This is a genomic window from Photobacterium angustum (genome assembly GCF_003026365.1).
Taxonomy (GTDB): Bacteria; Pseudomonadota; Gammaproteobacteria; order Enterobacterales; family Vibrionaceae; genus Photobacterium; species Photobacterium angustum.
Genome location: NZ_PYOM01000001.1, coordinates 334,118 through 355,724, shown reverse-complemented (window position 1 = coordinate 355,724; position 21,607 = coordinate 334,118). Strand labels below are relative to the sequence as shown.

23 protein-coding genes and 1 riboswitch are annotated in these 21,607 nt (G+C 40.2%); of the genes, 11 read left to right on the top strand and 12 right to left on the bottom strand.

Annotated features, from left to right (window positions below; genetic code table 11):
- Positions 1-3: 3 nt before the first annotated feature.
- From hisC to hisIE, 6 genes are read left to right on the top strand one after another with little or no spacing between them, the layout of a single operon-like run.
- Positions 4-1,050, top strand: coding sequence for a histidinol-phosphate transaminase (gene hisC, locus CTN01_RS01800; protein ID WP_045148205.1), 1,047 nt, complete (start codon positions 4-6; stop codon positions 1,048-1,050).
- Between the two features lie 11 nt (positions 1,051-1,061).
- On the top strand, positions 1,062-2,132 hold the full coding sequence (hisB, locus tag CTN01_RS01795) for a bifunctional histidinol-phosphatase/imidazoleglycerol-phosphate dehydratase HisB (protein WP_080896170.1): 1,071 nt from the start codon (positions 1,062-1,064) through the stop codon (positions 2,130-2,132).
- Positions 2,132-2,779: an imidazole glycerol phosphate synthase subunit HisH gene (gene hisH / locus CTN01_RS01790; RefSeq protein ID WP_045148161.1), complete on the top strand. Its 648-nt coding sequence runs from the start codon at positions 2,132-2,134 to the stop codon at positions 2,777-2,779. Before hisB ends, hisH begins: the two co-directional genes overlap by 1 nt.
- Before the next feature lie 20 nt (positions 2,780-2,799).
- Positions 2,800-3,534, top strand: a complete 735-nt coding sequence (gene hisA / locus CTN01_RS01785; protein ID WP_045148159.1) for a 1-(5-phosphoribosyl)-5-[(5-phosphoribosylamino)methylideneamino]imidazole-4-carboxamide isomerase — start codon at positions 2,800-2,802, stop codon at positions 3,532-3,534.
- Between the two features lie 10 nt (positions 3,535-3,544).
- Positions 3,545-4,318: an imidazole glycerol phosphate synthase subunit HisF gene (hisF, locus tag CTN01_RS01780; RefSeq protein ID WP_045127247.1), complete on the top strand. Its 774-nt coding sequence runs from the start codon at positions 3,545-3,547 to the stop codon at positions 4,316-4,318.
- Positions 4,315-4,938, top strand: a complete 624-nt coding sequence (hisIE, locus tag CTN01_RS01775; protein ID WP_005370611.1) for a bifunctional phosphoribosyl-AMP cyclohydrolase/phosphoribosyl-ATP diphosphatase HisIE — start codon at positions 4,315-4,317, stop codon at positions 4,936-4,938. The genes hisF and hisIE overlap by 4 nt, the downstream gene beginning before the upstream one ends.
- A 113-nt stretch (positions 4,939-5,051) precedes the next feature.
- Here hisIE and CTN01_RS01770 read toward each other — a convergent pair whose 3' ends face one another.
- Together CTN01_RS01770 and CTN01_RS01765 are read right to left on the bottom strand one after the other, a co-directional pair.
- Entirely contained in the window at positions 5,052-5,630 is a 579-nt protein-coding gene (locus CTN01_RS01770) for a thymidine kinase (protein WP_005370610.1), read from the bottom strand.
- 162 nt (positions 5,631-5,792) lie between these two features.
- Entirely contained in the window at positions 5,793-7,391 is a 1,599-nt protein-coding gene (locus tag CTN01_RS01765) for a Na+/H+ antiporter NhaC family protein (RefSeq protein WP_045148202.1), read from the bottom strand.
- Between the two features lie 84 nt (positions 7,392-7,475).
- A riboswitch (Lysine riboswitch) is annotated at positions 7,476-7,656 on the bottom strand.
- 360 nt (positions 7,657-8,016) lie between these two features.
- Between CTN01_RS01765 and CTN01_RS01760 the strand changes: the two genes are divergently transcribed.
- Positions 8,017-8,412 carry an H-NS family histone-like protein gene (locus CTN01_RS01760; RefSeq protein ID WP_045183993.1) on the top strand — a complete coding sequence of 132 codons (396 nt, stop codon included), beginning with the start codon at positions 8,017-8,019 and terminating at the stop codon, positions 8,410-8,412.
- 236 nt (positions 8,413-8,648) lie between these two features.
- On the opposite strand, the gene CTN01_RS01755 is transcribed toward CTN01_RS01760, so the two are convergent.
- Entirely contained in the window at positions 8,649-9,617 is a 969-nt protein-coding gene (locus CTN01_RS01755) for a lytic murein transglycosylase (protein WP_045148158.1), read from the bottom strand.
- Between the two features lie 7 nt (positions 9,618-9,624).
- Positions 9,625-9,903, bottom strand: a complete 279-nt coding sequence (locus CTN01_RS01750; protein WP_005370601.1) for a YcgL domain-containing protein — start codon at positions 9,901-9,903, stop codon at positions 9,625-9,627.
- A gap of 220 nt (positions 9,904-10,123) precedes the next feature.
- On the opposite strand from CTN01_RS01750, the gene minC reads away from it, so the two are divergent.
- Genes minC through minE form a run of 3 tightly spaced genes read left to right on the top strand, consistent with a single transcriptional unit; the run spans position 10,124 to position 11,935 of the window.
- Entirely contained in the window at positions 10,124-10,828 is a 705-nt protein-coding gene (gene minC / locus CTN01_RS01745) for a septum site-determining protein MinC (protein WP_173425462.1), read from the top strand.
- 24 nt (positions 10,829-10,852) lie between these two features.
- Complete coding sequence (minD, locus tag CTN01_RS01740; RefSeq protein ID WP_005370597.1) at positions 10,853-11,665, top strand: septum site-determining protein MinD; 813 nt, start codon at positions 10,853-10,855, stop codon at positions 11,663-11,665.
- 6 nt (positions 11,666-11,671) lie between these two features.
- Positions 11,672-11,935, top strand: a complete 264-nt coding sequence (minE, locus tag CTN01_RS01735) for a cell division topological specificity factor MinE (protein WP_005370595.1) — start codon at positions 11,672-11,674, stop codon at positions 11,933-11,935.
- Positions 11,936-11,992: 57 nt separating this feature from the next.
- Here the strand turns inward: minE and rnd are convergent, their stop codons facing one another.
- From rnd to yoaA, 7 genes are all read right to left on the bottom strand, one after another.
- On the bottom strand, positions 11,993-13,120 hold the full coding sequence (gene rnd, locus CTN01_RS01730) for a ribonuclease D (protein WP_045148156.1): 1,128 nt from the start codon (positions 13,118-13,120) through the stop codon (positions 11,993-11,995).
- 163 nt (positions 13,121-13,283) lie between these two features.
- Complete coding sequence (gene fadD, locus CTN01_RS01725; RefSeq protein WP_045148155.1) at positions 13,284-14,966, bottom strand: long-chain-fatty-acid--CoA ligase FadD; 1,683 nt, start codon at positions 14,964-14,966, stop codon at positions 13,284-13,286.
- A gap of 174 nt (positions 14,967-15,140) precedes the next feature.
- Positions 15,141-16,019, bottom strand: a complete 879-nt coding sequence (locus CTN01_RS01720; RefSeq protein WP_107188414.1) for an alpha/beta fold hydrolase — start codon at positions 16,017-16,019, stop codon at positions 15,141-15,143.
- Positions 16,020-16,022: 3 nt separating this feature from the next.
- Entirely contained in the window at positions 16,023-16,589 is a 567-nt protein-coding gene (locus CTN01_RS01715) for a Slp family lipoprotein (protein WP_045148153.1), read from the bottom strand.
- Positions 16,590-16,707: 118 nt separating this feature from the next.
- Positions 16,708-17,001, bottom strand: coding sequence for a hypothetical protein (locus CTN01_RS01710; RefSeq protein WP_045148152.1), 294 nt, complete (start codon positions 16,999-17,001; stop codon positions 16,708-16,710).
- Between the two features lie 75 nt (positions 17,002-17,076).
- On the bottom strand, positions 17,077-17,778 hold the full coding sequence (tsaB, locus tag CTN01_RS01705) for a tRNA (adenosine(37)-N6)-threonylcarbamoyltransferase complex dimerization subunit type 1 TsaB (protein WP_045148150.1): 702 nt from the start codon (positions 17,776-17,778) through the stop codon (positions 17,077-17,079).
- Positions 17,779-19,734 carry a DNA repair helicase YoaA gene (yoaA, locus tag CTN01_RS01700; RefSeq protein ID WP_045148148.1) on the bottom strand — a complete coding sequence of 652 codons (1,956 nt, stop codon included), beginning with the start codon at positions 19,732-19,734 and terminating at the stop codon, positions 17,779-17,781. It lies immediately after the preceding gene.
- 227 nt (positions 19,735-19,961) lie between these two features.
- On the opposite strand from yoaA, the gene purU reads away from it, so the two are divergent.
- Positions 19,962-20,795, top strand: coding sequence for a formyltetrahydrofolate deformylase (gene purU / locus CTN01_RS01695; protein WP_045082698.1), 834 nt, complete (start codon positions 19,962-19,964; stop codon positions 20,793-20,795).
- A 78-nt stretch (positions 20,796-20,873) separates the two neighbouring features.
- Here purU and CTN01_RS01690 read toward each other — a convergent pair whose 3' ends face one another.
- Complete coding sequence (locus CTN01_RS01690) at positions 20,874-21,458, bottom strand: VOC family protein (RefSeq protein WP_045148147.1); 585 nt, start codon at positions 21,456-21,458, stop codon at positions 20,874-20,876.
- Positions 21,459-21,607 lie beyond the last annotated feature (149 nt).

Here is a 21,607-nt window from a genome sequence, read left to right as displayed (position 1 = left end):
ACGATGGCAAGACTAGCACGTAAAACAGTACGTGAATTAACCCCTTACCAATCAGCCCGTCGACTAGGCGGCAACGGAGACATTTGGTTAAATGCCAATGAATCGCCGTTTGACAACGAGTACAGCATTAGTCTTGCTCGATTAAACCGTTACAGCGAATGTCAGCCACCAGCATTAATCAATGCCTACGCAGACTATGCAAATGTAAAACCTGATCAGGTGCTAACCTCACGTGGTGCCGATGAAGGCATTGAACTTCTGATCCGCGCTTTTTGTGAGCCAAACCAAGACAGTATTCTATATTGTCCTCCGACATATGGCATGTATGCGATCAGTGCTGAAACTTACGATGTAAATGCGAAAGTTGTTCCGCTTACAAGCAAGTGGCAATTGGATTTAGAGGCCATTTCACAAAACCTTGATGGCGTGAAAATTGTTTTCGTCTGTAGCCCGAATAACCCGACAGGTAACTTGTTAGCACGTAAAGACATTGAAGCCCTGTTAGATATGACAGCAAACTCAGCCCTAGTGGTCGTTGATGAAGCCTATATCGATTTCTGCTTAGAAGAAAGCGCCAGCGATTTACTGTCAAGCTACCCTAATTTAGTCATTCTTCGTACGCTATCAAAAGCGTTTGCACTAGCGGGTTTGCGCTGTGGCTTTACCATTGCTAACAGCGATATTATCGATGTTTTGCTCAAAGTGATTGCCCCCTACCCAGTACCTGTACCTGTCACTGAAATTGCAGTCCAAGCCCTATCAGAAGCAGGTCGAGCACGAACAAAATTTCAAGTGCTTGATATCAGTGCTAACCGCGCTTACTTACAAGCGGGTTTAAGCATGCTAGATGGCGTAACCGTATTTGATGGTTACGGTAATTACCTACTGGTTGAATTCCCTAATGCAGATCAACTATTTAAAGCATTATGGGATAACGGCATTATTTTACGCCGCTCTCCGATTGAAAACTGTATTCGAATCAGTGTAGGTAACCGCGATGAGTGTGAGAAAACTCTCGCCTTTATTCGTAGCCAATTAGAACAACAATAAGGACGTTGATTGTGAGCAAAGAAAAGATTTTATTTATTGACCGTGACGGCACCTTAATTATTGAGCCGCCAGTAGACTTTCAAGTAGACCGTTTAGACAAACTTAAATTTGAACCAAATGTAATTCCTGCCCTACTTGCTTTGCAAAACGCAGGTTACAAACTAGTGATGGTGACAAACCAAGATGGTTTAGGTACAGATAGCTACCCACAGGCAGATTTTGATGCGCCACATAACATGATGATGGAAATATTCGAATCACAAGGTGTAGTATTTAGCGATGTGCTGATCTGTCCTCACTTTGATAACGAAGGTTGTAGTTGTCGTAAGCCTAAGCTTGGACTGGTCAAAGAATACCTTCAACAAGGTCGCGTAGACTTTGAAACCTCAGCAGTCATTGGCGATCGGATTACCGATCTACAGCTTGCTGAAAATATGGCGATTCGTGGTATTCAGTACAACCCTGAAACCATGAATTGGATGCAGATCTTAACTGATTTAACCACCCAACCTCGCATTGCTGAAGTTGTACGAACCACCAAAGAAACTGACATTCGCGTTAAAGTGAATTTAGATCAAACGGGCGGTAATACGATTTCAACTGGCCTTGGCTTTTTTGATCACATGTTAGATCAAATCGCCACGCACGGCGGTTTTCAAATGACTTTAACCGTTGATGGTGACTTACACATCGATGATCACCACAGTGTTGAAGATGCCGCACTTGCGTTAGGCGAAGCGTTGAAAAAAGCCTTAGGTGATAAACGTGGAATTGGCCGCTTTGGCTTTAGCCTACCAATGGATGAGTGTTTAGCACAATGCGCGTTAGATCTATCTGGTCGTCCATATTTGAAATTTGATGCACAATTTAGTCGTGATCAAGTTGGTGATTTATCAACGGAAATGGTGCCACACTTCTTCCGATCTTTAACTGATACGCTCGCTTGTACCCTGCACTTATCATCAACAGGTAATAACGATCACCACATCGTTGAAAGCCTATTTAAAGCTTTCGGCCGCACATTGCGCCAAGCGATTAAAGTAGAAGGTAACGAACTACCAAGCAGTAAAGGAGTGTTGTAATGACAGCAACCAATACTCAACAGCGCGTAGTCATTATTGATACCGGTTGTGCCAATGTATCTTCTGTTCGCTTTGCTATTGAACGTCTTGGCTATCAGGTGGAAGTCAGCAAAGATCCAGAAGTTGTACTTGCTGCCGATAAGCTCTTTCTTCCGGGGGTCGGTACCGCTAGTGAAGCAATGCAGAATCTACAACAACGTGATTTAGTTAGCTTAGTAAAGCAAGTGACTAAACCATTATTAGGTATCTGTTTAGGTATGCAGCTACTAGGTAAAGAATCACAAGAGCACGGTCAAAATGGCAGTGAAATTATTCCCTGTCTAGATTTGTGTGATGCTTCTGTAGAGAAGATCCAAGCAGAGGGTTTGCCGCTGCCACATATGGGTTGGAACACCATTACACCGAAAGATAATCACCCACTATTTAAAGGTATTCCTGCGGGAAGCTATTTTTATTTCGTTCATAGTTACGCTATGCCTGTATTTGATCATACCGCGCAGCAAGGTGGCAAAACCATTGCCAGCGCGCAATATGGTCAAAGCTTTACTGCAGCAGTGCAAAGCGGCAATTACTACGGGGTGCAATTTCACCCAGAGCGTTCAAGTAAAGCTGGCGCGAAACTCATTCAAAACTTCCTCGAACTATAACGATAACAAAAGGACTTGTTATGATTATTCCTGCATTAGATCTGATTGAAGGCCAAGTCGTTCGTCTATTCCAAGGCGACTATGGTCAAGTGACAGAATACAAAGTCGATCCCGCAGAGCAATTTAATCTTTACCACCAAGCTGGCGCTAACTGGCTACACTTGGTTGATTTAACGGGCGCAAAAGATACACAAGCCCGTCAGTTATCCCTGATAGAAAAGCTACTCAAAAGCACACCAGCCAATGTACAAATTGGTGGTGGCGTACGCACCGAACAAGACGTCGCAGATCTGTTAAACGCTGGTGCTAAACGTGTCGTGATAGGTTCAACGGCCGTTAAACAACCAGAAATGGTAAAAGGTTGGATGGAAAAATACGGTGCTGAACACATCGTATTGGCTCTGGATATCAATATTGATGACAACAGTAACCGCATTGTCGCTGTATCTGGTTGGCAAGAAGATTCAGGCGTTACTATTGAGGCGCTATTAGAAGATTTCTTAAAAGTTGGTTTAAAACACGTGCTGTGTACTGACATTTCTCGCGATGGCACATTGGCTGGTTCAAATGTCGAACTGTATGTCGATCTTTGTCGCCAATACCCACAAGTACAATTTCAATCATCTGGCGGCATTGGCTCACTTGATGATATTGCAGCATTAAAAGGCTCAGGCGTAGCTGGTGTGATTGTCGGTCGTGCCCTACTTGACGGCAAATTTACTGCCGAGCAAGCCTTTACATGCTGGAACAATTAAGGAGACCACAATGTTAGCTAAACGTATTATTCCTTGTTTAGACGTACGTGATGGTCAGGTTGTAAAAGGCGTCCAATTTCGTAACCACGAAGTTATTGGCGACATTGTACCGCTAGCCAAACGTTACGCAGAAGAAGGCGCAGATGAACTGGTTTTCTACGATATTACCGCATCAAGTGACGGTCGTGTTGTTGATAAAAGCTGGGTATCTCGCGTTGCTGAAGTAATTGATATTCCGTTCTGTGTCGCAGGTGGGATTAAATCTGCTGACGATGCGAGCCGTATTCTTCAATTTGGTGCAGATAAAGTCTCTATTAACTCGCCAGCACTAGCTGATCCAACATTAATCACCACATTGGCTGATAAGTTCGGTGTGCAATGTATCGTTGTCGGTATTGATTCCTATTTTGACGCTGAAACAGGTCAATATCAGGTATACCAATTTACTGGTGATGAAAAGCGTACCAAAGCTACCCAATGGCAAACACGTGATTGGGTTGAAGAAGTTCAACGTCGTGGTGCTGGTGAAATCGTACTGAACATGATGAACCAAGATGGCGTGCGTAACGGTTACGACTTAGAACAACTCAACATGGTACGCAGTGTATGTAATGTACCTTTAATAGCTTCTGGCGGTGCCGGTGAAATGCAACACTTTAGCGATGCCTTTAAGCTTGCGAATGTAGACGGTGCCTTAGCTGCCTCTGTTTTCCATAAACAAATCATCAATATTGGTGAGTTAAAGCAATTTCTGAAAACGCAAAATGTGGAGATCCGACTATGAGTTTATTAACCAACATCAATTGGGAAAAAGTAGCCGGACTGATCCCTGCTATTGTTCAAGATAATGCCAGTGGTCAAGTTCTAATGCTTGGCTACATGAACGAAGATGCGCTTCAAAAGACACTTGATACCAAGCAAGTCACCTTTTGGTCTCGTACCAAAGAGCGCCTGTGGACGAAAGGTGAAACATCAGGAAATGTACTGCAACTCAAAAGTATTCAGCTTGATTGTGACCAAGATACTTTATTAGTACAAGTTGATCCGATTGGTCCAACTTGCCACTTAAACACGACCACCTGTTTTGATTCTGATGAAAGCGGTGCACAGCCACCATCACTGGTTTTCCTTCATCAACTTGAACAACTCTTGGCGAGTCGTAAAGGTGCAGATCCTGAGTCTTCCTACACAGCCAGCCTCTACGATCGTGGCACCAAGCGTATATCGCAAAAAGTGGGGGAAGAAGGCGTTGAAGTCGCGCTTGCGGCAACGTCGGGTGACAAGGCGGAATTAGTGTGTGAATCAGCAGATTTGATCTACCACTTGCTTGTACTGCTTCAAGATCAAGGTTTATCACTGTCAGATGTGACTAATAAACTGCAAGAGCGTCATAATAAGAAATAATTCAATCGTCAGTTACGATGAAAAAGCCAGCTTATTTAGCTGGCTTTTTGTTTCGCAATAATTACGTATTACTGGATAAGATAAAGAGGACAATCCCTATTATCATTAAATAATTAACGCCCTAATGCCTCTTTATAATGTAATCGACATACCGATACGTAACGAGCATTGCCACCAATTTCAACTTGTTCACCATCAGCAATAGCACGACCGGTTTCATCTTGACGGATCACCATGTTTGCCTTGCGACCACAGTGACAAATTGTTTTTAGTTCAACTAACTTATCCGCCCACGATAATAAGTAACGACTCCCTTCAAAAAGCTCACCTAAGAAGTCTGTACGTAAGCCGTAACATAAAACTGGAATATCGAGTTTATCGACCACTTCCGTTAATTGATATACCTGTGCTTTAGATAAGAACTGGCATTCATCAATTAATACGCAATCAATTTTACCTTTATCCGATAAGGCTTTTAATCGTTCGAATAAATCATCTTCTGCATTAAATAACTCAGCCTCTTCTTCTAAACCAATGCGAGAGCTGACTTTACCCACACCAAAACGATCATCAATCGCAGCAGTAAAAATAACGGGGGTCATTCCTCTTTCGCGATAATTAAATGAGGATTGCAATAATGTGGTCGATTTCCCTGCATTCATAGCAGAGTAATAGAAATACATTTGGGCCATGAGGATTCCCTAGTAATACGATTGGTTTAAAAAAACTGCGCCGATGCTACAGAAATTCACTCACAATGAAAAGTGATAGACTTAACAAGTACAAATTAGTTACAAAAAAGCCCATACTCTTTTTTATGAAAAGTGTATGGGCTTAAAAGAGCAGAGATAAAATCAGCTTTTTACTGCTGGGGCATAAGTACGTCGTGATAACCAAGCAAACAACACACAAACCATAATAAAAGTAATTATAGCCGCTATGAAGGCCACGGGTAATGAATCTGTCATACCTAGCACAAGGAAGCCAATAGTAGAAACAAAGGCTACAGAAACCGCGTAAGGAAGTTGCGTTGCGACATGATCAATATGATGGCAACGTGCCCCCGTTGAAGACAATATTGTAGTATCTGAAATAGGTGAACAGTGATCACCAAATACGGAGCCTGCTAATACCCCCGCTAGCATTGGTAACATTAAGGCAATATCGGTTGCCCCTGCTAAATCACCAGCAATAGGTAACATAATACCAAACGTGCCCCACGACGTACCTGTAGAAAATGCCATCACGCCTGATAATAAAAATAAGATCATCGGTAATAACATAGGGTTAATATTCCCTTGTACTAGCGTGGATAAATATTGACCCGTTTTCATATCACCAATAACGCTACCAATACTCCAAGCAAATAATAAAATTAAAATCGCACCAAACATGGATTTAGCACCAATCCATAACGTACGAATAACTTCATTAAATGCAATACGCTGTCGAATGACTGGAATAATCGCAGCAATTAAGCCAAATAAACCACCAAGGCAAAGTGACTTACCGACATCTGTATTTTCAAACGCACCTAAAAGAGCAAAAGATTTACCGTCTGCTGCTAATGCTTGGTAACCTGTAAAAACCATAAAAAAGAACGTGGCAAGTATTAAAATAACAATCGGCCAAATTAAATCGCCAACTTTACCTTTCGTACTTTCAACAATTTCTAATTCGTCAGTTAAATCTTTTGCTTGTTCATCAACATCACTGCCTTCATCAAATCCACGACAATGCATTGCTGCCATCTCATGTTTTTTCATTGGTCCAATATCCCATTGGAACCAAGACACAACAAAAACCATAGCTAAAGCAAAAATAGCATAGAAGTTCATTGGCGCTAACGTTAAAAAGGCACTTAAAGGTGTATATTCTGTTACCCCATGCGTAACTAAAATACCGCCAATTAATGTAATTATATACGCTCCCCAACTCGATGCTGGCATTAAAACGCACATTGGAGCGGCTGTTGAATCCAATATATAAGCCAATTTAGAACGCGATACATAATAGCGATCCGTTACAGGACGAGCGATAGAACCCACCGCTAAACTATTAAAGTAATCATCAACAAAAATAAACACACCCAAAAAGGCAGCAAGCAGTTTCGCGCCCCTTTTCGTTTTAATTTTTGTTTGTGCCCATGCAGCAAATGCACGAGTACCACCAGACAATGTTAACAATGCTGTCGTCATGCCTAATATAATGAGGAATAAAACAATACTCATATTCCAGGTGTTAATACCACCATCAGATATGAATAAGTTTTGTATTGTGTCTCCTAAATAAGAAGCTGAATGATTAAATGAAAAATCATTTAAATAAAGTGCTCCTAATACGATACCCGCACCAAGAGAAACTAACACACGCCGAGAAAGTATCGCTAACCCTAACGCAACAATAGGAGGAATAATGGATACTAATGAATGGGAGTAATCTACTAAATTCATGATCTCAAAGACAACCGAATTAGGTTGGAGATCTACTGGATCATATGGTTTCAACCATATTTGAAGAACATTTTAGCTCTTCTCTTTCACAGTAGCGCTCCATAGTGAATATGATTATATACTATGGCAGTGTTGCACTTATTCAATACAACCCCAGAAAAAGGATTTGACGTCACTCTTACTTCGGCATTAGCTCCTTTCATTAACCGTCATTGGCTTCACCCTCTTGTTAATTACTATTAGATAACGCGCCTCTACCTTACATCAAGGTTGCGATTATTCTACGTAATGTTTCATTATTTGCAACAACATCACGTTAAACATTTAACAACACATCAAATGCCATTGTTTTATAAATAAATCTTATCTAAGTATAGCTTCACTCATTAAATATTATGAACCTACGAGCAGATATGTTTCATTTTGTAACCATATAAACATCTATTAAGCATAAATCTGATATTCGTATTTTTATAAAAATACGAATATCGCTATTATTAACAATTAAGAATAAAGAATGTTTAAAGTGTTTTGACATAAAGAATAAAAGCATTACTATTGTAATAAATGATTCGACACTGCTATTATTATTTACAGTTAGTTAAAAATAACAGGAAATATAAAAATGTCTGATGCAATGAAAGCACTTTTAAACCTTCGTAGTCTTCGTGCGCTTTCTCGTGAATATACTTTAGAGCAACTAGAAGAAGCTCTAGAGAAATTAACTACCGTTGTTCAAGAACGTGCTGAAGCTGAAGAAGAAGAACAAGCAAAAGAAAATGAGCGTAATGAAAAATTAGCTCAATATCGTGAAATGCTATTAGCTGATGGTATCGACCCTGAAGAATTGTTAGCAAGCCTTTCAAAAGCACCAAAAGCAAAACGTGCTGCACGTCCAGCTAAATATAAATTCATCGATGAAAACGGTGAAGAAAAAACGTGGACAGGCCAAGGCCGTACACCAAGTGCGCTTAAGCAAGCACTTGAAAATGGTAAATCTTTAGAAGAATTTGAAATCTAATTTCATTTCCTGCCATATATTTAAAAAGCTCAACTTAGTTGGGCTTTTTTTATACTTTCATAAACCAAGAATTATAGACATCAATCTAAACAACTATGTTTTAACATTGCTTAAAGGTATATCTAAGTAAATCTTTATTAGCTTTGAAATATAGAAAACACATCGCAAAATAAAAAGCCAGGCATTAGCGCCTGACTTTCAATACATATGATATAACCTATTATTGGTTATAACTTTTAAATACGATCAGCAAGATGGCTGACAGCTAAAGCAAAATAATGAGAGCGATTCCATTTCATTAATGTTTGGTAATTACCATAAACAAGGTAAGCACGCCCATGTTCGTCATCAGGTTGAATTAACCACGCATCAATGTCTTCTTTTGGTAAATTTCCACCACTTATAGTGCGAACACCCAATGTTTGCCATTGTGCTAGTGTTTTGGTTTTTTCTACACCCGTACCTTTTAAATCAGCCGATAATGATGATGGGATCTTAACTTGACGTCCCCAAGTATATTTATCATTCCAACCTGATTTTTTTAAGTAATTCGCAGCAGATGCAAAAACATCCGCTTTAGTATTCCAAATATCTGCTTTGCCATCGTTATTACCATCAACAGCAAAGGTTAAATAAGATGTCGGCATGAATTGACATTGGCCCATCGCCCCTGCCCATGATCCTTTCATCTCATCAATCGTAATATGTCCTTCTTGAAGGATTTGTAATGCAGCCATCACTTGTTTACGAAATAAGGCTTCACGACGACCTTCATAAGCCAACGTAGTTAATGCTTCAACAACATGGTAATTACCTTGTAACTTACCAAAGTTACTTTCAACTCCCCATAACGCGACAATAAAACGTGGCTGTACGCCGTATTCTTTACCTATACGATCTAACGTTGTTTTATTCTCTTGATATAAACGACGTGCTTGTTTAACTTTCCAATCAGGTACAGCGCGTGGAATATATTGATCTAATGTTAACTTTTTCTCAGGTTGGTTTTTATCCGCCTTTACTGCACGATGAGTAAATGTAATGCCCTTAAAAGCTGAATCGAGAATAGGCTCAGATATACCATTACTACGCGCTTCTGCTTTTAGCTTATTTATATATGCGTTAAACCCTTCATCAGCAGCAAAAGCTGTTGAGGAAATCCCTAGTCCTAAGGCCACAACGGCCGATATAAAACGCTTATGCATAATAACCTTAATTAGCTCTGCCGGCTTTCTCGGCTTTATATTGATCCAATAAATTTGTTACTGGTGGTGGAACTTGAAGATAGAAGCCAACTGTCTTTAATGCTTCTTTTACTTTTTCAACATCGGCCAAGGCTAACTTTCTACCTTCTAACTTTATCACCATAACAAATTGCGGTTTACCAAATGTATTCATTAATACTTCAGGCACATCGGAGAAATCGTCTTTCTTATTTACATATAAATATGTGTTATCTTTTTTTAAGCTTTTATAGATTGCACACAACATTTCAATTCACCTATTTGTTAAAGCTTATTCTTTCAGACAACTATTTTAACCTATCATTCCCCGTTGGTTTATTTTTCACCATACAGGATGAGACTTTTGTCTGAATTTCTAATGTCAAAGCAAGGATAACTTGCCCCTAACTGCTAGGGAATATACCATGCTAGTACCTTTGTGATAATCAACAAGAATGGTTAATTTAAGTATTAACCTTAATAATGCCATGACCAAGACGACTGAACTTAAAGGGAGCTCATTTACGCTCTCTGCACTTCATTTAATTGATGGTGATATCAAAAAAGCGAGCGATCACCTAAAAGAAAAAATTGAACTCGCACCTAATTTCTTTGCATCAGCTCCCGTTGTTATCGATATCTCTAATGCAGGCAAAGATATTAATTTTGAGCAATTAAAAGTAGCAATTGTCGACGCGGGCATGATTCCTGTAGGTATCAGCGGTTGTAAAGAACAAGCGTTACAAAATCAAGCAAAATCTGCTGGATTTGCTATTATGAATGCCGCACGCACGGTGAAAGAAAAAACAGCAGCAGAATCTACTGAAGCAGAGCCATCTTCTCAGCCAGTTCAAGGCCGAGAGTCCGCACTTATCATTCGCACTCCTGTTCGTTCTGGTCAACAGATTTATGCTAAAAATCGTGACCTTATCATTCTCAACCATGTGAGTGCGGGAGCTGAAATTATTGCAGATGGTTGTATTCATATTTACGGTACGTTACGCGGTCGAGCATTAGCTGGAGCGAACGGAGACCTAGAAGCGACAATTTTCTGTCAGAACTTGCAATCTGAATTAATTTCAGTTGCAGGAAACTACTGGCTAAGTGATAACATTCAGGATGAGTTCTGGGGCAAGGGTGTTGTAATTTCAATTACTGATAACACGCTTAGCATCGAGCACCTTGCTTTATAAAAGTTTTAATAAGGAATTTACTAAATGGCACGAATTATCGTTGTTACTTCAGGTAAAGGCGGCGTTGGTAAAACAACTTCAAGCGCAGCCATTGCATCTGGCCTAGCATTATGCGGTAAAAAAACGGCGGTTATTGATTTTGATATTGGTCTACGTAACCTTGATCTCATTATGGGTTGTGAGCGACGTGTCGTTTATGACTTCGTAAACGTTATCAACGGTGAAGCTAATCTGAACCAAGCATTAATTAAAGATAAGCGTGTTGACAACCTTTTTGTTTTACCTGCATCTCAGACTCGTGATAAAGACGCACTCTCTCGTGAAGGCGTTGAGCGTGTTTTAAATGACTTGGATAAAATGAATTTTGATTTCATTATCTGCGACTCTCCTGCAGGTATTGAAACCGGTGCTTTAATGGCACTTTACTTTGCTGATGAAGCTATTGTAACAACTAACCCTGAAGTCTCTTCTGTTCGCGACTCTGATCGTATTTTAGGTATTCTAGATTCTAAATCTCGTCGAGCTGAACAAGGTAAAGACGCAGTTAAACAACACCTTCTTCTCACACGTTATAACCCAACACGTGTAACTCAAGGTGAGATGCTAAGTGTTCAAGATGTTGAAGAAATTTTACACATCCCTCTTTTAGGTGTTATTCCTGAAAGCCAAGCAGTACTTAATGCATCGAACAAAGGTGAACCCGTTATTTTCGATAAAGAATCTGACGCAGGTATTGCTTATGAAGATACTGTTGCTCGTTTATTGGGTGAGGAACGCCCGTTTAAATTCTTAGAGGAAGAGAAGAAAGGCTTCCTAAAACGATTATTTGGAGGCTAACTTTATATGGCACTGCTCGAGTTTTTCCGCCCGAAAAAGACGAAAACAGCGAATGTAGCAAAGGAAAGGTTACAGATTATCGTCGCTGAACGTCGTAGTGCTGGACAACCGGCTCCAGCCTACTTGCCTCAATTAAAGCAAGACATTTTAGATGTGATCAGTAAGTACGTTCAAATCGACCCAAATCAAGTGTCTGTAAACCTTGATCATAAAGAGGAAGATTTATCAGTACTCGAACTTAACGTAACGTTACCAGACGAAGAACGTTAATAAAGAAAAACCCGCAACAGCGGGTTTTTTCTTTTCTAGTACGTGGCAATAAATCAATTAGGCTTTTTCATCTAATAACTTTAATACACGTTGCTCAAATAAATCACGACGCCAGTTTTTCAACATCTCAGGACGTTTTTCATCTTGACGCTGATATTTCCATGCCCAAGATAATACTTGGTGGATCTGCTTTTTAGAAGCTAAAAACTCAGGCGCTAAACCGGTCTCTTTTTCAACATCTGTTACAACATCTTTGATGTATTTTACCATCTGCTTATAATGTGGAAAATCAACCAAACGCTCTATTTTGGCGGGATAATCTTGCGCTGCAATACGATCGCAATCGTGCACCATTTTCAATAAACGGTTACCGTGACGTTGGATTTCCATTGGCTCAAAATCTTCTTTCTCAAGCCCTGCTCGTGATTTGATATTAAAACGCGCTAATTTCCATAAATGTAATTCTTTGACAATGAAGTTTAATGCGATATCCCGTTTCTGCGCTTCACGTACTCGCCAAGCAGCAACTTTTTGCAAAACTGCAAGTTGCTGTGGGTTTAACTGCCATGCGTTTTTAATATCAAGATACGCTTTTTCTGGATCAACGGGCTTAATACGGCGGTGCATTACAGATTCGCATTCTTGCTGTAATGCTTCCATGTAACCCCGTTCTTCAACCTTAGATAATAAACTTTCAAACAACGGCTTTAAGTAATAAACATCGGCAGCGGCATAATCGAGTTGTTTTTCCGTTAATGGACGCGCAAGCCAATTGGTTCGCGCTTCGCCTTTATCAAGCTCAACACCAACGTATTCTTTCACTAATGCACCAAAGCCCGTTGAAATGCCATGCCCAAGGAAAGCTGCCATTAACTGAGTATCAAACATTGGTGTTGGTAAGCAACCTGCATGATGCTGGAATACTTCTAGATCTTCACCACAGGCGTGAAGCACTTTAATCACCGATTGATCACGTAACAGTGCCCATAATGGCTCCATGTCTTCCACTTCTAATGGATCAATTAACGATAACTGCTCACCATCGAATAATTGAATCAAACCTAAACGCGGGTATAGCGTACGAGTACGGACAAATTCCGTATCAAGCATAACGGCAGTGTGCGTTCTGGCTGAGTCACAACGCTGTTGTAATTGCTCGGTTGTTGTAATTATGTCGAAGTTCACATGATACCTTTTTGGTGCAGGGCTAAATCATTAACCTTTTAGTAAATTATATTAAGAAAAATGCCGACGTAATGTCGGCATCTATAATATCGCGCAATAGTATGTAATAACACTTTTCAGCAAAAACTGATGGGCTTTTTTACATATTTATTATCGCAAACACTTATTGTTGTGCTTTTTTATCAGACTCTTCACGTAATACGCGACGTAAAATCTTACCTACATTGGTTTTTGGCAAGTCATCCATAAATTCAACAATTTTAGGTATTTTATAACCTGTTAAATGTTGACGACAATGCGCTATCAATTCATCTTTTGTTAGGCTCTGATCGCGTTTCACCACACATATCTTAACGACTTCACCAGACACTTCATGGGCCTGGCCGATCGCTGCTACTTCAAGCACTTTGTCATGTAGCGCAACAACATCTTCGATTTCATTAGGATAAACGTTAAAGCCTGATACTAAGATCATATCTTTCTTACGATCAACAATGTGCAAAAAGCCTTCGTCATCAAATTTAACGATATCACCCGTCGATAGCCAATTATCTTCTGTTAACACTTCTTTAGTGGCTTCAGGGCGCTGCCAGTAACCTTTCATTACCTGAGGACCACGAACTTGTAACTCACCAACTTCGTCAATTCCCACAACATTACCTTCATCATCAACCATACGCACTTCAGTTGAAGGGACAGGTAGACCAATTGAACCGTTATATTGTGTTAAATCATAAGGATATGCTGCAACCAGTGGTGAACATTCAGTTAAACCGTACCCTTCTAATAAGTAATTACCAGTGATTTTCTGCCACTTTTCAGCAACAGCGCGTTGAACCGCCATACCACCACCAACAGAAAGGCGTAGATTACTAAAATCTAGTTCTTGGAAATCTTCATTGTTGATCAGGGCATTAAATAAGGTGTTCACACCAGTAATTGCTGTAAATTGGTAACGTTGAAGCTCTTTGACAAAAGTGGGAATATCACGTGGATTAGTGATCAGTAAATTCTGACCGCCCATTTCCATTAATAATAAGCAGTTTACTGTCAATGCAAATACATGATAAAGCGGTAAAGCGGTAACAATGAGCTCACGTCCCTCTGTTAACACAGGACCATATGCACCTTTCGCCTGCATGACATTAGACACCATATTATGATGCGTTAATATCGCGCCTTTAGCGACACCTGTTGTGCCACCAGTATATTGAAGAAATGCCATGTCATCGCCAGTAATAAACGGCTTAACATATTGCATACGACGGCCTTTACGCAGTGCGATACGCATTGAAGTCGCATGCGGCAAATGGTACTTAGGCACCATCTTTTTAATGTACTTAACAACGAAGTTAACCAAGGTACCTTTTGGACGAGATAATTGATCGCCAAGGCTAGTTAAAATTACATTTTTAACACCTGTATTTTTAACAACGGCTTCAAGGGTATGAGCGAAGTTTGAAACGATAACAATGGCTTTTGCACCAGAGTCATTTAATTGGTGCTCTAACTCACGCGGGGTATATAACGGGTTAACGTTAACCACAACACAACCTGCACGTAAAATACCGAATAGCGCGATAGGATATTGCAGTAAGTTTGGCATCATTACAGCAACACGGTCACCTTTTTGTAGCTTCAATTCATTTTGAAGGTAAGCTGCAAAGGCACGGCTACGCTCTTCCAGTTTACGGAAGGTCATAACTTGTCCCATGTTAATGAAAGCGGTTTGATCAGCATATTTACGTACTGATTGTTCAAACATATCAACTAATGATGAATATGCATCCGGATTAATTTCTGCCGGTACATCATTCGGATAGCGGCTAAGCCAAACCTTATCCACTCGCATTCTCCTTATTATTAGACTGCTTTAATAGCTATACAGCGATACAGGTAAATACTGTACGTATAAATCAAACAAGCGTTTATATCTCAATACAGTATACTTAACTTATAATTAACATCTTGCCAAATTAGCTGAGTAGAAACTTTGAACCTACTCATTGAAAAGCGAAGATTAATCTCTCTCGAGGGAAATAAAAGCCCTAATACAATTAGATACTGTATCTGGCTGTTCTAAATGGCAATGATGTCCCCCGACAATCACCACCTGTGAAAACTGTTGAAGCTTGTACTTATCCTGCGGATCATCGCGCAGTTGAGGAAATCCATGACTTCCTACAATCGAATAAATGGGTGCTTCTATCGACGACATAATTGCTTGCGCCTGTTGTTGTGTCATCCGATAAAGTGATTCACAACGCAAGCGATGGTCATGTCGCCAGTACCACAGCCCGTTACGTTTAATCGTTGCCCGCTTCACAACAGGCTCTAAGCTTGTCATGGGTAAGTCATTAACATTGGCACGTAATTGTAATGCTTCAGTAAAAGAGCTCATTGCTCTTGCTTTTCGACGTTCAGAACTTTTACGGTATTGTTGTCGACTTTTAATCCCACGCTTTAATCGCTCAACCGTTTGTTCAGCCTCTTCCACTAATGGCGACAAGCCTTCAATTAATACCAACTTATCTATTAATTGAGGATAAGCAGCGCTATAACAACTGGCAATAATCGCGCCTAATGAGTGGCCAACAAGACACACGCGCGTAGCAGGAAGCTGCATAATGACTTGGTGTAAATCATCAATATAATCGAAAAAGTGATAATAGTTATCCCCACTTCGAGATTGTGATAAACCATGTCCAGGCAAATCAATGGCAACAAGATTAAAATCTTTCTCTAGCCGTTGCCAAAGTGATGAAAACGTCGCAGCATTATCTTGCCAACCATGAATAAATAACAACACGGGTTTGTTATTCTCTAACGGCGACGATAAAGAGAAATTAGTCAGTCCCGCTAATTCTAATTCAGCAAGCTTAAATGTTATTGCTTCCATGACTTACATTATCACTCTATCAACCACGCGCCCTTGAATGCCAAACGGCGGCATAAAGTAATCATCGCCCCAAAATCCACAGTTAATGCCAATACAACGATTAAATCGCATTGGTGTTTCCATTTGAATTTGTTGCTGTACTTGCCAAATTTGCTCACCTGAAACATTTACCACAGGAAAAGTATAATCGTACTGTCCAACTTTACCTTTTTGCATTCCAGTATATTGCCCGACAACTGTCAGTAAACGTCCTTTGGCATACTCTATAGGATCAAGAAAACCAGGTACATTCGCAATAAATCTACCTTGGGGTTTACTGTTCAATATTGGTCGACCGTCAGAGGTTAACGGCAATGCGACAATTTCAACGCGTGTTTGCTTTGCTTCATTTTTAATTGAAGCAATAATACCACCTAACCTTACTTCCTGATGTTGCATTACAGTAGGATGCTCGGTGATAACGCGTAAATCCGTGATAGGATTTTTCGTTTTGGTCTGCAAGCTGGCTGGAACACTGGCGCAGCCTACCATAAAGATTAATATCAGCCCAAGAAATAGCGTGCGAAACATATAAAACCTCTACATAACTGTTCAATATAACAGCAAAAGTAATTATTTATGGCGTAGTCAACTGACACGTTAAATTAACGCGTTAATGATGAGAATAATAAGGAAAGTATTAGTCGGTTTAAACAACCATATTGATACCGATAAGATCGGAAAGTTGTTCTTTTCTACTGTGCTGCATGACATCCATATACATAGATAATGCTTTCTGATGTTTTCCATCAGGGCGATCATACTGTAATTGACGATATTCTTGACTCGTCCACTCTGAGTGTTGCGTTGCCGATAACGATGATAAAGCAGACGTTGATGAAACCGCATCACTTGAAGTGCTAGCTTTCGTACTGGAGGTTTGTGAAGCTAAACTGAATGGTTTTGATGGTAATGATATAACACCATGATTGATAGTAACCATAATCCCCTCTCATCATTCATTTAAAAATTAGGCTAAAGAAAAAGTAGCGGCGTCAGCCACTACTCTTTTACTTAATTATTCGCGACCTGGCAGTTTTTTCCATGTCACGGTATCACGTAAATACACAGGGCTTGCTACTTCTGCGCTAACACTTTCACCACGAGCAAAAGCAAATTTCGCTAGGTGTACCATGTCTTGTGAATCAGGATATAACACCGAGCCCTGCTGCATTTCAAAAGGTAGCTTAGCTAGAGTATCAACATACACTTCCCAAGCTGTACCCGCTGTTAACCAAATACCAGATTCGGTCTGAGCAGATTCAACTAAAGCATCAGGTACAATAACCTGCTCTACACCGATAATTTGCCAATCACCATCCGTTTTACGCTGGTACTGACCCCAATAGATTTCGCCCATACGAGCATCAATAGCAGATAATACATTGTCAGCTTGATGGACACGGTATGTACCTTGCGCCATTGCAGCTAATGTTGACACGCCCACCATAGGTAAATCTGCACCAAACGCTAAACCTTGCGCAATACCAATGCCGATACGTACACCTGTAAAGCTACCAGGACCTTGACCATAAGCCAATGCATCAAGTTGGTTTAGCTTGATGCCAGCTTCAGCCAGAACAGTATCTACCATAGGCAAAATTTTTGTTGTGTGCTCACGTGGCGCATATTCACAACGAGAGATAACTTCGTCACCCATTAATAGGGCAACAGAACAATTTTCAGTTGCAGTATCAACTGCCAAAATTTTGGTGCTCATTCAAGCCTCTGAATGTTGGTTGTCATCTTCAATAACGTTATTGTTATTAATAGTAGACAAAAAGTCACTGACCCCTTCCACACTGCGTGTACGAGGGATCGGTGGTAAACTTCGTAAAAATACAGCGCCATAATGCCTTGTTACTAATCGGTTATCACAAATGATCAATGCACCTTTGTCTTTAGTATCACGGATCAAACGCCCAACACCCTGCTTTAAAGTGATCACCGCATCAGGTACTTGGACATCGGCAAAAGGATCACCACCACGCATGCGACAATCTTCAATACGTGCTTTTAATAATGGGTCATCTGGTGCTGTAAACGGTAATTTGTCAATGATAACACAGCTAAGGGCTTGCCCTCTAACATCAATCCCTTCCCAAAACGCCCCCGTTGCGACTAATAATGCATTACCATGAGCCAAATACTCATTAAGTAGCTTTTGTTTCGTTGTTTCACCTTGCGCTAACACGGGTAAACTCAGCTTTTCACGAAATCCTTCAGCAAGATCGCGTACCATTTGATGTGAAGTACACAAGAAAAAACAACGACCATTATTCGCTTCAATCACAGGCGCCAACATCTCAACCAATTTATTAGCGAGACCATAACTATTAGGTTCAGGTAAATGGCGAGGTACACACAATAACGCTTGCTCGTTGTAATCAAATGGGCTTTCAAGCGAAAATTGCTGCTTTGGCTCTAACCCTAAACGATGACTAAAGTGGGTGAAATTCTCATCAACCGCTAAGGTTGCTGAAGTGAAAATCCATGCCCCTTTTTGCTCAGCCATTTGCTCTTTAAATTTATCCGCAACAGAGAGCGGCGTGATATTTAAACTAAACTGGCGCGGTGTACATTCATACCAATAGGAATAACCGGTAATTGCAGTATCTGATACTCGTTTTAATTTGGCTTTTAGTGTTGCTGCACGTTCAAAGGCAGTATCTAATAACTGGCTTCGACCTAACGCCAGCTTAAGTACATCGTAGGTAAGATCTAATGCATCTGACAATCGAGTCAATTCGCGTTGAACTGCCGGTGTTTGCGATGCTTCTCGCCAGTTCCCCCGGAATCCAGGATCACCTAAAATAATCCGCATTTCAAATGCGGCTTGTTGCAAACGATCTGCTGTTTTTTGCAGTTGTCGCATATCACGTGCTTCTGTGCGATAACCAATATCAATATCTTTCGCAAGCTCAATTAATTGCCGACTGGTTAGACTCTGACCAAAGTACTGACTGGCAATATCTGGCATTTGGTGGGCTTCATCAAAGATAAACACTTCAGCTTCTGGAATTAATTCACCAAAGCCGGTTTCTTTAATGGCTAAATCTGCCAAGAATAAATGGTGATTAACAACAACTACATCAGCTTCCATTGCTTTGCGACGAGCTTTAACGACAAAGCAATCATCATACGAGGGGCACTCACGGCCTAAACAGTTATCATTGGTCGAAGTAATCAATGGAATAACTGGGCTATCTTCTGCAACATCTTCACATTCACCAAAATCGCCACTTTTTGATGATGAGGACCATTGTCTAATTTTGACCAGCTGTGTTAATAACGTAGGATCAGATTCCACATCATGGCTTTCTATCACTTGCCGATTCAAACGATCCACACATAAATAGTTAGCTCGCCCTTTTAATAACGCGACGCGGCCCGTAAATCCAATAGCATCAGCCATTAATGGCAAATCACGGTGAAATAATTGCTCTTGAAGGTTTTTAGAGCCTGTACTGATAATAGTTTTCTTACCACTAAGCAAAGCGGGGATCACATAAGCAAAGGTTTTGCCAGTACCCGTTCCAGCTTCAACCACCAGCTGAGACTCATGTTTGATTGCGTCTGCCACAGCATTCGCCATATCAATTTGGGGTTGGCGAGCCTGAAAACCAGGGATGGCTTTATCTAATGCGCCACCAGAGGCAAAAAACTTCGTTATCATTTACTTCGCACTATTGGTTATATATACAGTATTCATTATGCCAATTATCCTAGTACTCGACTAGTCTTCTATCCATTGATTGCAAAAATTAACGACATCACTTTCTTATTAATAACATCACCTAACAAATAAATACTTTGACCATAAGGTTAAATCTAGGTAATAGTTAATTAAGATCTTTGTAACACGCAATGTATTATATGCGTGAATCGCAGTCAGGAAACGACATGGAAAAGAAAACACTTCTCACGGAATGCCCAGATGAAATGGGACTAATCGCCAAAATTACCAACATTTGTCATAAGCACCAACTAAATATTATCAACAATAAGGAATATGTTGATAACACCCATAATCAATTTTTCATGCGCACCGAGCTTGAAGGCTATTTTAATGATACAACCTTCCTCGCAGATATTGATCATGCTTTACCCAAAGGTAGCAAACGCCGTTTAATCAGCTCTGATCGCAAAAAAATCGTCATCATGGTGACAAAAGAAGCGCACTGTTTAGGTGATATTCTAGTTAAAGCCTTCGATGGCTCATTAGATATCGACATTGCTGCTGTTGTCGGTAATTACGACAGCCTACAAGGGCTAACGGAAAAATTTGATATTCCATTCCATCATGTTTGCCATGAAGGATTAAGCCGTGAAGAACACGAACAAAAACTATTAGAAGCGGTACAACAGTATCAACCAAACTACGTAGTACTGGCGAAATATATGCGTATTTTAACGCCTAATTTTGTCGCACAATTCCCTAATAAAATCATCAATATTCATCATAGTTTCTTACCTGCATTTATTGGTGCCAAGCCTTACCAACAAGCATTTGAGCGTGGTGTAAAAATCATTGGGGCAACCGCACACTTTGTAACTAACGATCTTGATGAAGGGCCAATCATTACCCAAAACGTCATCCCTGTTGATCATAGTTTCAGTGCAGTTGAAATGGCAAAGTCTGGTCGTGATGTAGAAAAATCGGTGCTCAGTAAAGCATTAGGCCTTGCGGTAGATGATCGTATTTTCGTCTATGGTAACCGGACGGTTATTTTATAATCAGGAAAAGACAATAACCAAGCGAGCGTAGTAATCTTTGGGGATTACTACACTTTTTACTATTTGTATTTACAGCAACTATGCTTGTTCACTTTCTAATACTGCTTTTAACGAGTGTCCGTGTAATTTAATACATACCCCATCACGTTTAAACGCAAAAGTAGGATTAGCTAAACGCTCATCTTCACCTGATGGTGAACTGGCTTTGACTTTAATCCCCTTCGCATCTAACTCATCCCAATCTAATTGTGGTAATTTTTCTAGTAAATCTGCTTTTAATTCTTCAATCGTTTTTGCACTGGATGGTACCACAAACTCAATATGCTCCCACCCCTGTTGCGGATATACTTTATCGCTCGGATAAGGCAACTCTAACGCTTCGATTGTCCAGCCATCGACGGCTAATGGCTGTTCAAATCCAATAATCACAATAGGGCGACCGTTGATCATATTGTTAGACCATTCTTCACCATAACTCAGCCAAGCTTGATGTAACTGTTGCGCCACATCTTGATCATTGACACGTAATGCAATGTGATCGGCTTGGTAATCAGCCAGTGAAATCCCTAAATCATCAATCAATGTATTAATCGCTTTCATAAACTCAGGTAACTGCGCAAGCATCTGCGTTGGATGAAGATTATATTGTTCAAGCTTGTGCATACATTTATCCCATTATTGACAGCTATAACTATAATTAGACGAAGTGAATAATTATCCATTTTTCGTGATTTAATGAAACATGAATTTAACGCACTCTCTTTTCAATACAATAGCGTGTTACACATTATTTACCCATAACAAAAAAAGTT